Source organism: Liquorilactobacillus sucicola DSM 21376 = JCM 15457 (assembly GCF_000612445.1).
In the GTDB taxonomy this organism is placed as follows: Bacteria; Bacillota; Bacilli; order Lactobacillales; family Lactobacillaceae; genus Liquorilactobacillus; species Liquorilactobacillus sucicola.
The window spans coordinates 331,322-346,523 of record NZ_BALC01000002.1; the positions used below are offsets into that span (position 1 = coordinate 331,322).

The window sequence follows — 15,202 nt, forward strand, 5'->3', positions numbered from 1 at the left end:
CAAAAAGGTTGAAGATTTATTTTGAAAAAGCAGAATTTTTCAAGAAGACCTTATGCTGACCTGGATCAAAAAGAAGATTCAGGTTTTTTTGTATAGAAGGGAAGATTTTTCTGTGAGTGGGAAGAAAAAGGAAGAATTTAGAAACGAAGAAGCAATCTTAGACATTCAAGATAAGCCGACATTCGGACACTGGCTAGTATTGTCGATCCAACATTTATTTACAATGTTTGGTGCAACGGTTTTAGTTCCGCTGCTGGTGGGGATCAATCCTAGTATTGCGCTGTTTAGTTCGGGAGTTGGAACGCTTGTTTATATCCTCTGTACAAAGGCTAAAATTCCAGCATATTTAGGTTCAAGTTTTGCATTTGTGGGTACGATGCAGGCTCTGATGAAGGTCTACGGGTATCCGGCAGTTGGACAAGGAGCAATCTCAGCCGGTCTGGTTTACCTGATCGTATCACTTATTATCAGCCGCTTTGGTTCTGAGTGGGTAGACAGCCTTTTGCCACCAGTTGTTGTCGGGCCGATTATTATCGTAATCGGATTGTCGCTTGCGAGACGGCCGCCAATGATGCGATGCTGAATAATTCGCATTATGATCTGAAATATTTTGGTGTGGCGATTTTTACATTAGTTATTACAATCATCTTCAACATGTTTTTAAAGGGTTTTGCAAGCATGATCCAGTACTGCTGGGAATTGTTTGCGGCTATGTTAGTGCGGTGCTTGTTGGAATTGTTGATTTTCACAGTGTGGCGGCTGCAAAATGGTTTTCACTGCCGGCTTTTGACGTGATGTTTGTCAATTATGACTTCAAATTATATCCTGGTGCAATAATCGCGATGGCACCAATTGCTTTCGTGACAATGACAGAGCATATGGGACATGTGATGGTGCTGAATAAGTTGACAAAACGCAACTTTTTTAAAAACCCGGGATTGCATCGAACGCTCTTCGGTGATGGCTTGTCTTCTATTATTGCTGGTTTTGCTGGTGGACCACCCACGACTTCATATGGTGAAAATATCGGAGTACTGGCAATGACCAAGGTACACAGTGTCTGGGTATTGGGTGGCGCGGCAATCTTTGCAGTACTCTTTAGTTTCATAGGAAAGGTCAGTGCTCTGATTCAATCTATCCCAACCCCAGTTATTGGCGGCATCAGTTTCCTGCTTTTTGGAATGATTGCTTCCAATGGTCTTCGGATTCTTGTTGATAATAAAGTTAACTATGAATTGAAACGCAACTTGATTATTACTGCGGTTATTTTAGTGATCGGAATCGGCGGAACTTATCTGCAGATTGGTCAGTTCCAACTGACAAGCATCGCTTTAGCAACTATTTTTGGAATTGTCGCAAATCTTGTCTTGCCTGAAAGGGCTAATAGCGAAAAATAGTGAGGAGATATAATAATGCTGAATATGCAAGAACGCTTAAAATTGCAACATTTTCTAACGATCAAAAAATTGAAAAATGATCAAGTCGAAGAATTAATTAAACGTGCTGAATATTTCAAAGCAGGCGGTGCTGTGCCAGAATATGCACAACCAATTTATGCAGTTAACATGTTTTTCGAGAATAGCACGAGAACACATTGTAGTTTTGAGATGGCAGAAAGAAAACTTGGTCTTCAAACGATTCCTTTTGATCCTGTTGCAAGTTCAGTCAAAAAGGGTGAGACACTTTACGATACATTGCTTGCACTGAATTCAATAGGCGTTAATTTAGCAGTTATTAGACATTCACAAAATGAGTACTACAAAGAGCTGATAGATCTTGATGAAACACAGAAGCTGAATATGGGAATTGTCAATGCAGGTGATGGCAGCGGACAGCATCCCTCACAATGTTTATTGGATATGATGACTATTCATGAACAGTTTGGACATTTTAAGGGGCTCAAGATCGCAATTATTGGTGATTTAACAAATTCAAGAGTGGCGCGCAGCGACATGCGGTTGTTGCGGCAACTTGGTGCAAAACTTTATTTTTCCGGTCCAACATGCTGGTATTCAAGTGAGTTTACTGAATTCGGCAGTTACGGCAAGGTTGATGACTTACTTCCACAAATGGATGTGGTCATTTTGTTGCGGGTGCAGCATGAACGCCACAAACAAGAAATTGGCTTTTCCCCGACAGAGTATCATACCGAATATGGGTTAACACGTAAACGTTACACACATATGAAGAAAAATGCTATTATTATGCATCCAGGGCCTATCAATCGCGGTGTTGAGCTCGCTTCAGAATTGGTTGAGTCCTCTAGATCACGTTTTGCAAAACAGATGCAAAATGGTGTTTTCATGAGAATGGCAATGATTGAAGCCGTCATTAACGGACGTGGTTTAGGAGGGAAACAATGAGCATTTTATTAGAAAATGGTTTGGTTTATCAAGCAGGTCAACTGCAACTACTCGATATACTGATTACAGCTGACAGAATTACTGCAATCGGAAAAGATTTAGCTCAATTAGGAATCAAAGTGCAAAGGAAAATTGATCTTGCAGGCAAGCTGGTTGCTCCTGGCCTAGTCGATGTGCATGTACATTATCGTGAACCTGGCTTCACTTATAAAGAAACTATTAAAACAGGCAGTCAGGCCGCTGCGCATGGGGGCTTTACTACAGTTTGCGCTATGCCTAACTTAGATCCTGTGCCAGACAATGCTGCACAGCTGCAAGATGTACAAGAAAGAAATGCGAATGATGGAATCGTTCATATTAAGCAATATGCTTCCATAACACAGAAACGTCAAGGAGAGCAGCTAACAGATTTTAAAGCACTTAAAAAAGCGGGTGCTTTTGCCTTCAGTGATGATGGCAGCGGCATTCAGACGGCGGGTACAATGTATCTAGCGATGAAAAGGGCAGCAGAATGCGATATGCCGCTTGTTGAACATATCGAAGACAACTCTTTGCTCTTTGGCGGTGTTATGAACGCAGGGCAGCGTGCAGAAGAACTGAATCTGCCGGGAATGCTCGGCCTGAGCGAATCATCACAGCTTGCACGCGATCTGCTTCTTGCCAAGCAAACAGGGGTTCATTACCATGCTTGTCACCTTTCAACTAAGGAAAGTGTTGCGCTCATTCGCTGGGCTAAATTACAAAAAATAAACGTTACATGTGAAGTTGCACCTCATCACCTTCTTTTAGCAGACGCCGATATTCCAAAAGATGATCCCTTTTATAAAATGAATCCACCATTACGATCTAAAAAAGACCAGCAAGCACTTATCGATGGTCTGTTGGACGGCACAATTGATATGATTGCAACGGATCATGCCCCACATAGTGCAGAAGAAAAAGAAGGCAGTATGTGTCAAGCGTCGTTTGGGATCACCGGCAGTGAAACAGCTTTTGCTTTGTTATATACGAGATTTGTAAAAACAGGGATTTTTAAATTAGAGCAGCTGCTGGATTGGATGAGTGCAAGACCAGCTCAAGAATTTCGCATAAAAGATGCAGGCATGATTTTGCCGGGCAGAAAAGCCGATCTTGCTGTGTTTGACTTAAAAAATGAGTTTGAATTAAGAAAAGAAGATTACCTATCTAAGGGAACTAATACGCCTTTCACAGGAACAAAAGCATACGGGGCGACGGAGATCACCTTTGTTGATGGGAAAATTGTTTATCAAAAGGAGGACTGACAGTGGAACGTTATTTACTTTTAGAAGACGGAACCATCTTCAAGGGAGAGGGCTTTGGAGCACCGAGTACAACAAGCGGTGAAGTTGTTTTTACGACAGGAATGACTGGTTATCAAGAAGCGGTTACCGATCAATCATATTCCAATCAGATTTTGGTTTTTACGAACCCATTAATCGGAAATTACGGGGTTAATTTTGATGATTACGAATCTATTGAACCAACATGCAAAGGGGTTATCTGTCATGAAGTTGCGCGTGTATCAAGCAGTTGGCGACAGCAGTCGACTTTTGCTGATTTCTTAGAGCAGATGGATATTCCTGGTATTACGGGAATTGATACACGAGCATTGACTAAAAAACTGCGCTCGCGCGGAACAATGAAGGGCAGCATTGTTGATGCAAAAACTGATTTGGATCATGCCTTTGATCAGCTTAATGCAATGGTAATTAATCATAATCTTGTGCAACAGGTTTCAACCAGTAAGGCCTATCCTAATCCTGGTGATAAACGAAATGTTGTTGTTGTTGACTATGGTCTAAAACACAGCATTTTGCGTGAATTAGCTAAACGCGGCTGCAATACGATCGTATTACCTTATACCGCAACTGCCGAGGATATTTTCAAGTTGCACCCTGATGGTGTACTTTTGTCGAATGGCCCGGGGGATCCTAAGTCGTTGACGCATGCGATTGAAATGATTCGCGAAGTGGAGCAGCAACTTCCGCTATTCGGAATTTGTTTAGGACACCAACTTTTTGCACTTGCTAATGGGGCTGATACTTATAAGATGAAGTTCGGGCACCGCGGATTCAATCACCCTGTCAAAGAAGTTGCAACCGGACGTATCTGCTTTACCTCACAAAATCATGGCTTTGCCGTCTATCCTGATTCGATCGACAGCAAGAGGCTTAATGTCACGTATCGTGAAATCAATGACGATACTGTTGAAGGACTGCGACACAAAGATTATCCAGCATTTAGTGTGCAATTCCATCCGGATGCGGCACCGGGTCCACATGACGCAGATGACCTTTTTGATGACTTTATGCATATGATTGATGTAAGAAAGGATGAAAAGAATGCCTAAAAGAACGGATATTCATAAAATCATGGTAATTGGTTCCGGACCAATCATCATTGGACAGGCGGCAGAATTTGATTATTCTGGTACGCAAGCTTGCTTGGCACTGCGCGAAGAGGGCTATGAGGTTGTCTTAGTTAACTCAAATCCGGCTACGATTATGACTGATACTGAGATAGCGGATCGTGTGTACATTGAACCGTTGACGACTGAGTCGGTTTCAAGAATTATTCGTCAAGAATATCCTGATGCGATTTTACCGACATTGGGCGGTCAAACAGGCTTGAACTTAGCGATGTCACTTTCTCAAACTGGAATTTTAGAAGAATTCGAGATTGAACTTCTGGGCACTAAGTTAGAAGCTATCAATCAGGCAGAAGATCGGGAATTGTTTAAAGAATTAATGACCAAGCTTAATGAGCCAATTCCTGACTCAAAAACTGTTGGTACGACTGAAGAAGCACTCGACTTTGCAGAAGAAATCGGTTATCCAGTAATTGTCCGGCCAGCTTTTACAATGGGCGGTACCGGCGGCGGATTGTGCGATAACAAGGAACAATTGGCAGAGATTGCAGCTAATGGATTAGATTTATCACCAGTGACTCAATGTCTGATTGAAAAAAGTATTATGGGATACAAGGAAGTTGAATTTGAGGTAATGCGCGATAGCGCAGATAACACAATGGTTGTGTGCTCAATGGAAAACTTTGATCCAGTCGGAATTCATACGGGTGACTCGATTGTTCTTGCCCCAACCCAGACATTATCGGACCGTGAGTACCAGATGTTGCGGGATGTTTCACTGCGTTTAATCAGTGCTTTGAAGATTGAAGGTGGGTGCAATGTTCAGCTAGCCCTCGATCCGTATAGTTTTAATTATGATGTAATCGAAGTTAATCCGCGTGTCAGTCGCTCGTCAGCACTTGCTTCCAAAGCGACAGGCTATCCTATTGCTAAAATGGCGGCTAAAATTGCGGTGGGATTGACACTTGATGAGATCAAGAACCCCGTTACCGGGACGACTTTTGCAGAGTTTGAACCAGCATTGGATTATGTTGTTGCCAAGATTCCACGCTGGCCCTTCGACAAGTTTCCTCGTGCCAACCGTAAGTTAGGAACGCAAATGAAGGCAACTGGGGAAGTTATGGCAATCGGCCGGACTGCTGAAGAAGCACTTCAGAAAGCTGTTCGTTCATTAGAAATAGATGAAAGCGACTTGTTGTCACCTGAGGCTCAAAATACAACTGATGAAAAGTTAGAAGAAAAATTAGTCCATGCGCAAGACGATCGTCTCTTCTACATCGCTGAGGCTTTCAGACGCGGTTACACTTTAGATGAAGTTAATGAATTAACGAAGATCAATCATTACTTCCTTGATCTGGTGAAACATATCACTGAACTTGAAGTTGAAATCTGCAAGCATCCCAACGATAAGACCGTTTTAAGAAAAGTCAAAAGATATGGTTTTAGTGATGCTACGATTTCTAAATTGTGGAACATTTCAGAAGAAAAAGTGCGGGCTTTTCGTGAACAGGCAAAAGTTTTGCCAACTTACAAAATGGTTGATACTTGTGCTGCGGAATTTGAATCCCAAACGCCATACTTTTACAGCACTTACGACTCAGAAAATGAAAGCAAGCCAACCACAAAAAAATCTGTTTTAGTTATCGGTTCAGGCCCTATTCGGATCGGACAGGGCGTAGAGTTTGATTATGCAACTGTGCATAGTGTTAAGGCAATTCAGAAACTTGGTTACGAGGCAATCGTAATGAACAGCAATCCAGAAACGGTCTCAACTGATTTCTCAATTTCAGATAAGCTTTACTTCGAACCGCTAACACTTGAGGATGTCTTGAATGTGATCGAACTCGAACAACCATTAGGTGTGATCGTACAGTTTGGGGGGCAGACAGCAATTAACCTAGCTGCCGATCTGGAAGCCAATGGGGTCAATGTGCTTGGAACCAAGGTCGAGGATGTTGACCGCGCTGAAGACCGTGAACTTTTCGATCAGGTTATCAACAAGTTAGGATTGAAACAGCCAATTGGCAAGACTGCAACTACACAAGAAAAGGTGATTGAAACAGCCCAAGAGATCGGCTATCCAGTATTGGTACGACCGAGTTATGTGTTGGGCGGCCGTGCAATGGAGATTGTGAACAACGAGGATGAACTAAACGATTACCTTAAACAAAATGTTAAAGCAGCAATTGATCATCCAATTCTGGTAGATGCTTACCTTGAAGGACGCGAATGCGAAGTTGATGCAATTTGCGATGGTAAAGATGTCCTCCTGCCAGGCATCATGGAGCACATTGAACACGCTGGCGTCCATTCGGGTGACTCGATGGCAGTTTATCCGCCACAGTCTTTCTCAAAATCAATTAAGCAGCAAATCGTCGAAGCAACGCAAAAACTTGCGGTGGCTTTGAAATGTATCGGTATTATGAACATTCAGTTCATTATTCATAACGATGAAGTTTATGTTCTGGAGGTTAACCCGCGTGCTAGTCGAACAGTACCATTTTTGAGTAAGATTACGGGAATTGAAATGGCACAAGTTGCAACTAAAGTGATTTTAGGAAAATCACTGCACGAGTTAGGCTATGAGTCTGGACTGTATCCGGAAAGCAAGACGATCCATGTCAAAGCACCTGTCTTCTCGTTCAGCAAACTTGAGGATGTTGACAGTTATCTTGGGCCGGAGATGAAATCAACGGGTGAGGTCATGGGGAGTGACTGGACCTTCGAAAAAGCTCTTCTCAAAGCATTTGCTGGTGCAAAAATGGAACTGCCGCTCAGTGGCAGTGTATTGCTGACGATTGATAGCCGCGATAAAAATATTGTCTTACCACTTGCTAAAAAGTTCAGTCAAATTGGTTATCGCCTTTTTGCAACGGCAGGAACTGCCAAATTCTTGAATGAGAATGGCTTGCGTGTCAAAGCAGTCAATAAGATTGGTGAAACAGAAAATAATAGGACTGGAATCTTACAGTTAATCAAGGAAGGCAAAACACAACTTGTAATTAATACAATGGGGCATGATCACGAGGTTACCTCAGACGGATTCACTATCAGACAGACAGCTATTGAGCATAATGTACCACTGTTGACTTCTCTCAATACAGCTGAAGCTCTTGTAAAAGCACTTGAGAATAGAACATTTGCGACTGATGTAATGAAATAGACGCTGAAGAGTTTTCATTGGGGAGGGGCCAGAAATGCTTACTAAGAATAATTTAGAAATTGCTGCACAAGAGGAACTAGCACCGGGGATTTACCGCATTGTTCTGCATGGAGAGTTTGACTATGCCGCAGTTAGACCAGGATGTTTTGTGATGTTGCAGCTTCCAGATGAAGCCTATCAATTGCGACGTCCACTGGCAATTGCTGCAAGCAATGAGACTCAGAAGACAATAGCGTTGATTTATCGTGTTGTCGGGGATGGAACACGACTATTGAGCAAACTGACTCCTGGGATGTTATTGAGTATCTTGGGACCGTTAGGAAATGGCTTCTCATTGGGAGCTGATAACTCTGCTGAAGAAGTTCTTCTTGTAGGGGGCGGTACAGGCTTACCTCCTTTGATGATGCTTGCACAGGCCTTAAATGAAAAAGGTTACGCAGTCACGACTGCAATTGGTTTTCGGACAGCTTCTATGGCCTTTGGCGAGAAAGAATTTGAACATAATGGAAAATTGCTATTAGCGACAGATGATGGTTCGAAGGGTTTTAAGGGAAATGTTGGTGAATTGCTTGCTAAGCAGTCTGTCAAAAAATATGCAAAAGTTTATGCCTGTGGGCCGGCAGGATTGCTGCAGATGGTGCAGAAACGGTTTGCTGAAACCGAAACAGAAATTTATCTTTCCTTGGAAAGTAGGATGGCTTGCGGTGTGGGAGCCTGTGAGGGCTGTGTTGTATCGACTAAAGATGGAATTTTTAATAAACGGGTGTGCTTGGAAGGGCCAGTTTTTGATGGACGGGAGGTTATCTTATGACGATCGCCGGACGATTGGCAGTTGAACTGCCAGGTCTTAAATTAAAAAATCCGGTAATGCCGGCCAGTGGTTGTTTTGGCTTTGGGGACAATCGATATGCTGAAATGTTTGACTTGAATGAATTGGGCGCAATTATCATTAAAGCAGCGACATTGAAACAACGAGATGGTAATCCAGTTCCGCGCATTGCTGAAACCAAAAGTGGTGTTTTGAATGCCGTCGGACTTCAGAATCCAGGTGTTGATGTGATTCTACATGATAAATTGCCGGTTTTGCATAAAAAATACCCTGAACTACCCGTGGTGGCAAATATCGCTGGTGCTACCGAGGCTGAATATGTAAAGGTAGCACAAAAAATGTCTGCCTCTGGAATGGTTTCGGCGCTTGAACTGAATATTTCGTGTCCGAATGTCCATGAAGGCGGCATGCTTTTTGGAACGGATCCGACAACGGCCCGGCGACTGACAGAGGCTGTCAAAGAAGTATCTCAAGTCCCAGTATATGTGAAGCTTTCACCGAATGTCACGGACATTGTTGAAATTGCGCAGGCAGTTGCAGCAGGTGGAGCAGATGGCTTAAGCATGATCAATACATTGTTGGGTATGCGGATTGATTTAAAAACACGCAAACCAATCCTTGCTAACAAAACTGGTGGGTTATCTGGTCCAGGGATAAAGCCGATTGCGGTGCGAATGATTTATCAGGTTAGTCGCGCGGTCGATCTTCCAATTATTGCAATGGGTGGAATCGAAACAGCGGACGATGTAATCGAAATGTATCTGGCTGGTGCAAGTGCGGTCGCTATCGGCACAGCTCATTTCCACAATCCAACGGCATGCCCCGATATAATTGAGGCATTACCGCGAAAATTAGACGAATTGGGAATCAGCAGTTTAAGGGACTTGATTACAGAGGTAAGGAGTGCGCAAACAAATGACAATTAAACGCCCAATTATTGCGCTGGATTTTCCAGATCGGCAAACGACGAAAAAATTTCTAAGCAAATTTCCAAGTGAGGAAAAGCTCTTCGTCAAAATCGGAATGGAGCTGTTTTACAGTGAGGGCCAAGAAATGGTGAAGGCCATATTGGCTGAAGGTCATGACGTTTTTCTTGATTTAAAATGCCATGATATTCCGCACACAGTCGAAAGTGCCATGCGTGTAATCGGCAAGTTAGGTGTTGGTATGACAACTTTGCATGCAAGCGGTGGCAGTGAGATGATGCGTGCGGCAAAGGAAGGTTTGCTTGATGGTAGTGGAGGTAGTAAGACGCCTAAACTGTTAGCAATCACACAGCTGACTTCAACCGATCAGAAAATGGTGACCGAGCAGCAGCAATCAGCTGTTCCGCTTAAACAAAGTGTACTGCATTATGCACGTTTAGCAAAGAATGCCGGTATGGACGGAGTCGTTTGCTCTGCTTATGAAGCAAATTCGATTTTAACAAAGACAGATGTGAGTTTTCTGCGTGTCACACCAGGAATTCGGCTGGCTGACGGCAACACAGATGATCAGAAACGTGTTATGACCCCTGACCGAGCAGCAGCACAAAAAAGCAGTGCGATCGTAGTCGGACGTGCAATCACACAAGCAACTGACTGTGTGACTGCTTATCAATACATAAAGAAAATGTGGGAGGAAAACATTTAATGAAACAGGTTGCTAAGGATCTTTTAGAAATAAATGCAGTAACATTATCACCGAATGAACCTTTTACATGGGCAAGCGGTATTAAAAGTCCGATTTATTGTGATAATCGGCTAACGATCAGCTATCCAGAAATTAGAACAAGAATTGCTAAAGGCATTGCTGAGTTGATCAGAAAGAACTTTTCAGAAGTTGAGATGATTGCTGGGACAGCAACTGCAGGTATTCCGCATGCGGCATGGATAGCCCAAGAACTGCAATTGCCAATGACATATGTTCGTTCTAAGCCCAAGGATCATGGAAGAGGAAAGCAAATCGAAGGTTTTTTGAAACCAGGGCAAAAAACGATTTTGATTGACGACCTGATCTCAACTGGTGGTAGTGTGCTGCAGGCCGTAACAGCTGCACAAAAGGAAGACGCTGACGTAATCGGTGTTTGCGGAATCTTCAGTTATCAGTTAGATGCCGCTGAAGAAAACTTTGCTGCAGCTAAAATACCTTTTGCAACATTGACTAACTATGGTGAATTAATCGATGTCGCAGAAGCGGAAGAGCAGATAAACACTTCAGAAAAAGAGCTCCTCAAAAAATGGCGCAAAGATCCTGAAAACTGGTTGAAGGATTAGCAATAGGGGCTGTTAAGCACGGGCAAAGTGAGAATAATATAAGTCGGTGAATTTAAGTTAGATATGAAGCTCGACTAATGAATCACGCTTAACTTTTCCCCCCAGTCTGTCGAAATATGAAAAAATTGGAATAATGATCTTTTTGTAGTACTGCGAGCAGTAGTTAAGATTGATAAGAACACATTTTAAGTGTGAATGTGTTCTTATTTTGCGTATGGTACAATATAATCAACGTGGAGGTGACCTGATGGACTACAAAGAATTTGATCCAGAATTGTGGAAGGCTATCGAAAAAGAAGAAGAAAGACAACAGAACAACATTGAACTGATTGCTTCTGAAAACATTGTTTCCCAAGCAGTAATGGCGGCTCAGGGAAGTGTTTTAACTAACAAGTATGCTGAAGGGTATCCTGGCAAACGGTATTATGGAGGCTGTCAGTATATTGACGTGGTTGAAACTTTAGCCATTGAACGCGCCAAGAAGATTTTTGGAGCTGCATTTGCTAATGTTCAGCCTCATTCCGGTTCGCAGGCAAATGCGGCAGCATATTTATCTTTGATCAAACCTGGGGACACTGTTTTGGGGATGGATTTAGCTGCTGGCGGACATTTGACACATGGTTCACCTGTTAATTTCAGCGGTAAGACATACAATTTTGTTGGCTATGGCGTTGACCAGAAAAGTGAACGCCTTGATTACGATAGTATTTTAGAATTGGCTAAGAAGCATCAGCCTAAGTTGATTGTTGCCGGTGCCAGCGCTTATTCACGCAAAATCGATTTTGCTAAATTCAGGGAGATTGCTGATGCGGTCGGTGCAAAACTAATGGTAGACATGGCTCATATAGCTGGTTTGGTTGCCGCAGGCTTGCATCCGAATCCAGTTCCGTATGCTGATATTACGACTACCACAACACATAAGACGTTGCGTGGTCCTCGTGGTGGAATGATACTGACTAATGATAGTGAATTAGCTAAGAAAATCAATAGCAACATCTTCCCAGGAACGCAGGGCGGGCCGTTAGAACATGTTGTGGCGGCCAAGGCAGCTGCCTTCAAAGAAGCTCTCGACCCAAGCTTTACAGAGTATTCAAAACAAGTTATTGTTAATGCACAGGCCATGGCTAAAATATTCGAAAAAGACAATGAAGCTCGTTTAGTTTCAGGGGGAACAGATAATCACTTGCTGTTGGTAGATGTACGCGGCTTCGGTGTCAATGGGAAGGAAGCTGAACATCTGTTAGATAGCTTAAATATTACTGTCAATAAAAATTCGGTTCCCTTTGAAACACTGAGTCCTTTCAAAACAAGCGGCATACGGCTGGGAACACCTGCTATTACAAGTCGTGGTTTTTCTGCTGCGGATGCTTCGCAAGTAGCGGTATTAATAGTGGAAGCTTTGCATGCAGCAAATGATAAGCAAAAATTACAAGATATTAAACAGCAAGTTGCACAACTGACGGCTGCACATCCGATTTATGCATCGGGAGCTGTGCGTTAGGCAGGCACTTTGTTTTTAAAGATAAACGAGGCAAGGGGCATTAGGTTTTGAGTACTAAATGTGCAAAACACAAATATGCCCAAAACTTTGTTTATGATATGAGTGATTGAAACACACCGGTGTCCATAGTCTAAGGCATAAATAAGGGGTAGGCCAAAAATAACTTTTGACCCACCTTTTTTCAATTGAATACATAGTCAGAAGGAAACAATTTATAAAAATTTATATTTTGCAAAACGCTTTGCTTGGTTTTTCACGTTCAATTTTAGTGTGGTAGAGCTTGGCGTAACAAATAAGAAAATGATATACCTTGAAAAGTTTTAATTAATTAGTGAAAACGCTTGCTAATGAATTACACGAGTGCTATTATCAAGGTGTAGAAAGCGCTTATATATTAACAAGGAGGCTTTTATGATGAAGCAGATGGAAAGAGAAACTAGTCAGAAAGCATGGGATGATTTTAAGGGCGGACAATGGCAATCAGAAATCGATATTCGTGATTTTATTCAGCAGAATTATCATCAATACAATGGCGATGAGTCATTTCTTGAAGGACCGACTGAAGATACGAGTATTCTTAATGACAAGTTAACTAAGATCAAACTCAAAGAACGCGCAGCTGGTGGAGTGCTTGACGCTGACACTAAGGTAGTTTCAACCATCACTTCACATGGGCCTGGATACTTAGATAAAGATCGTGAAAAGATTGTTGGTTTGCAGACAGATAAGCCAATGAAGAAATCTTTGATGCCGTTTGGTGGTATCCGTATGGCAGCCGATGCACTCAAATCTTACGGTTTTGAGATCGATCCTGAAACGACGCATATTTTTACAGATATTACCAAGAGTCACAATCAAGGTGTATTTGATGCGTACACTCCAGAGATTCGGCGTGCACGACACTATAAGATCGTCACGGGCTTGCCAGACGCATATGGACGCGGACGTTTAGTTGGCGATTTCCCACGTGTTGCACTTTATGGAATTGATCGGCTGGTGCAAGCTAAACTAGATGATTTAGATAACTTTGGAGACCATGAGATGACTGATGAAGTCATTCAAATGCGTGAAGAGATTTCTGGACAGATTAGGGCATTGAACCAAATGAAAGAAATGGCGGCTTCTTACGGTTTTGATATTTCGAAACCTGCTGAAAATGCTCAGGAAGCTATCCAATGGCTGTATTTTGGTTACTTGGCTGCAATCAAACAGCAAAATGGTGCTGCAATGTCGATTGGCCGTATTGATTCATTTATTGATGTTTATGTTGAGCGTGATTTGAAACGTGGCATCTTAACAGAAAAACAGGCTCAAGAGCTTATTGATCAATTTACAATGAAGTTAAGAATGGTATCCTTTATTCGGACTCCAGAATATAATTCTCTGTTCTCAGGAAATCCAATCTGGGCAACGTTATCTTTGGCGGGAATGGGCTTGGATGGCGAACACCATGTTACCAAGACTGCTTACCGTTTCTTGAACACATTGAGTAATATGGGAGCAGCACCCGAACCAAATATAACTCTACTTTGGTCCGATAAGTTACCAGAGACTTTCAAACGTTATGCTGCAAGTGTTTCTGTTGAGAGTTCGACTATTCAATACGAAAATGATGACCTGATGTTGAAACAATGGGGCACAGATTACTATGCAATTGCTTGCTGTGTGTCTGCACAACCAGTTGCGAATGGAATTCAATATTTTGGGGCGCGTGCGAACCTTGCTAAAACTGTGCTGTATGCAATCAATGGTGGGAAGGACGAAATAGGAGAGGCTCAAGTTGGGCCTGCTTATGCTCCAATTACCAGCGAATACATTGATTATGATGAATTCATGGAGAAGTTCGATGCCATGCTTGATTGGCTGGCCGATGTTTATGTTAATGCCTTGAATACAATTCACTATATGCATGATAAATACTACTATGAAACAGCACAATTAGCTTTGAAAGATACACGGCTTGATCGAACTTTTGCAACAGGGATTTCTGGTCTTTCAGTTGCAGCTGATTCGATTTCAGCGATTAAGTACGGTCATGTTAAAGCTATTCGTGATGAGAATGGTATTGCCGTTGATTTCAAAGCTGACAATGATTTTCCAAAATATGGTAATAATGATGAAAGAGTCGATTCAATTGCAGTGTGGTTAGTCAAATCATTGTTCACCAAAATGAATAAACACCACTTGTATCGCGGCTCGAAGTTGTCGACCTCCGTTTTGACAATTACATCGAACGTTGTTTATGGTAAGAATACTGGATCTACACCCGATGGGCGTAAGAAGGGTGAACCGTTCGCTCCGGGAGCTAACCCAGCATATGGGGCAGAGCAAAATGGTGCTTTAGCTTCGCTTTTGTCAGTTGCTAAGATTCCTTACAAATATGCAACAGATGGAATTTCGAATACATTCGCAGTAACACCGACAACTTTAGGGCACGATCCTAAATTGCAAGAGGATACATTGGTTAACATGATTAGTGGTTATATGAAGAACAATGGCCATCACTTGAATATTAATGTTTTCAAACGTGATACATTGCTTGATGCACAGAAACATCCGGAAAAGTATCCAACTTTGACAATCCGTGTTTCTGGCTACTGTGTATACTTTGCTGATTTGACTAAGGAACAACAGGACGATGTTATTTCACGGACATTCCATGAAACAATGTAACTGCTAAGGTTCTTAGTTACGCTGGTTAA

General features: G+C 42.3%; 10 protein-coding genes and 1 pseudogene. All 11 read left to right on the top strand.

All coding sequences use genetic code 11. The features are described from left to right. Nucleotides 1-112: 112 nt before the first annotated feature. Nucleotides 113-1,397: pseudogene (locus JCM15457_RS04835) on the top strand (solute carrier family 23 protein). Between the two features lie 24 nt (nt 1,398-1,421). Then, nucleotides 1,422-2,363, top strand: coding sequence for an aspartate carbamoyltransferase catalytic subunit (locus JCM15457_RS04840; RefSeq protein WP_152537278.1), 942 nt, complete (start codon nt 1,422-1,424; stop codon nt 2,361-2,363). Next, nucleotides 2,360-3,646 carry a dihydroorotase gene (gene pyrC / locus JCM15457_RS04845; RefSeq protein ID WP_034988188.1) on the top strand — a complete coding sequence of 429 codons (1,287 nt, stop codon included), beginning with the start codon at nt 2,360-2,362 and terminating at the stop codon, nt 3,644-3,646. Before JCM15457_RS04840 ends, pyrC begins: the two co-directional genes overlap by 4 nt. 2 nt (nt 3,647-3,648) lie before the next feature. After that, the gene (locus JCM15457_RS04850) at nt 3,649-4,734 is read left to right on the top strand and encodes a carbamoyl phosphate synthase small subunit (protein ID WP_034988190.1); all 1,086 of its coding nucleotides are present in this window, start codon (nt 3,649-3,651) and stop codon (nt 4,732-4,734) included. Continuing rightward, nucleotides 4,727-7,915 carry a carbamoyl-phosphate synthase large subunit gene (gene carB, locus JCM15457_RS04855; protein WP_034988192.1) on the top strand — a complete coding sequence of 1,063 codons (3,189 nt, stop codon included), beginning with the start codon at nt 4,727-4,729 and terminating at the stop codon, nt 7,913-7,915. Before JCM15457_RS04850 ends, carB begins: the two co-directional genes overlap by 8 nt. A 34-nt stretch (nt 7,916-7,949) precedes the next feature. After that, nucleotides 7,950-8,726 carry a dihydroorotate dehydrogenase electron transfer subunit gene (locus JCM15457_RS04860; RefSeq protein WP_034988195.1) on the top strand — a complete coding sequence of 259 codons (777 nt, stop codon included), beginning with the start codon at nt 7,950-7,952 and terminating at the stop codon, nt 8,724-8,726. Further along, nucleotides 8,723-9,670, top strand: coding sequence for a dihydroorotate dehydrogenase (locus JCM15457_RS04865; protein ID WP_034988197.1), 948 nt, complete (start codon nt 8,723-8,725; stop codon nt 9,668-9,670). Before JCM15457_RS04860 ends, JCM15457_RS04865 begins: the two co-directional genes overlap by 4 nt. Beyond that, the gene (pyrF, locus tag JCM15457_RS04870; protein WP_034988199.1) at nt 9,660-10,376 is read left to right on the top strand and encodes an orotidine-5'-phosphate decarboxylase; all 717 of its coding nucleotides are present in this window, start codon (nt 9,660-9,662) and stop codon (nt 10,374-10,376) included. Before JCM15457_RS04865 ends, pyrF begins: the two co-directional genes overlap by 11 nt. Next, entirely contained in the window at nt 10,376-10,999 is a 624-nt protein-coding gene (gene pyrE / locus JCM15457_RS04875) for an orotate phosphoribosyltransferase (protein ID WP_034988201.1), read from the top strand. The genes pyrF and pyrE overlap by 1 nt, the downstream gene beginning before the upstream one ends. A 247-nt stretch (nt 11,000-11,246) precedes the next feature. After that, nucleotides 11,247-12,500 carry a serine hydroxymethyltransferase gene (gene glyA / locus JCM15457_RS04880; protein ID WP_034988203.1) on the top strand — a complete coding sequence of 418 codons (1,254 nt, stop codon included), beginning with the start codon at nt 11,247-11,249 and terminating at the stop codon, nt 12,498-12,500. Between the two features lie 414 nt (nt 12,501-12,914). Then, nucleotides 12,915-15,173: a formate C-acetyltransferase gene (gene pflB / locus JCM15457_RS04885; RefSeq protein ID WP_034988205.1), complete on the top strand. Its 2,259-nt coding sequence runs from the start codon at nt 12,915-12,917 to the stop codon at nt 15,171-15,173. Nucleotides 15,174-15,202: the final 29 nt, after the last annotated feature.

What these genes read in the sequence shown, in the direction of transcription:
- pflB (WP_034988205.1), top strand. Translation starts at nt 12,915, where the DNA reads ATGAAGCAGATGGAAAGAGAAACTAGTCAGAAAGCATGGGATGATTTT.
- JCM15457_RS04840 (WP_152537278.1), top strand. Translation starts at nt 1,422, where the DNA reads ATGCAAGAACGCTTAAAATTGCAACATTTTCTAACGATCAAAAAATTG.
- JCM15457_RS04860 (WP_034988195.1), top strand. Translation starts at nt 7,950, where the DNA reads ATGCTTACTAAGAATAATTTAGAAATTGCTGCACAAGAGGAACTAGCA.
- JCM15457_RS04865 (WP_034988197.1), top strand. Translation starts at nt 8,723, where the DNA reads ATGACGATCGCCGGACGATTGGCAGTTGAACTGCCAGGTCTTAAATTA.
- carB (WP_034988192.1), top strand. Translation starts at nt 4,727, where the DNA reads ATGCCTAAAAGAACGGATATTCATAAAATCATGGTAATTGGTTCCGGA.
- glyA (WP_034988203.1), top strand. Translation starts at nt 11,247, where the DNA reads ATGGACTACAAAGAATTTGATCCAGAATTGTGGAAGGCTATCGAAAAA.
- pyrC (WP_034988188.1), top strand. Translation starts at nt 2,360, where the DNA reads ATGAGCATTTTATTAGAAAATGGTTTGGTTTATCAAGCAGGTCAACTG.
- pyrE (WP_034988201.1), top strand. Translation starts at nt 10,376, where the DNA reads ATGAAACAGGTTGCTAAGGATCTTTTAGAAATAAATGCAGTAACATTA.
- pyrF (WP_034988199.1), top strand. Translation starts at nt 9,660, where the DNA reads ATGACAATTAAACGCCCAATTATTGCGCTGGATTTTCCAGATCGGCAA.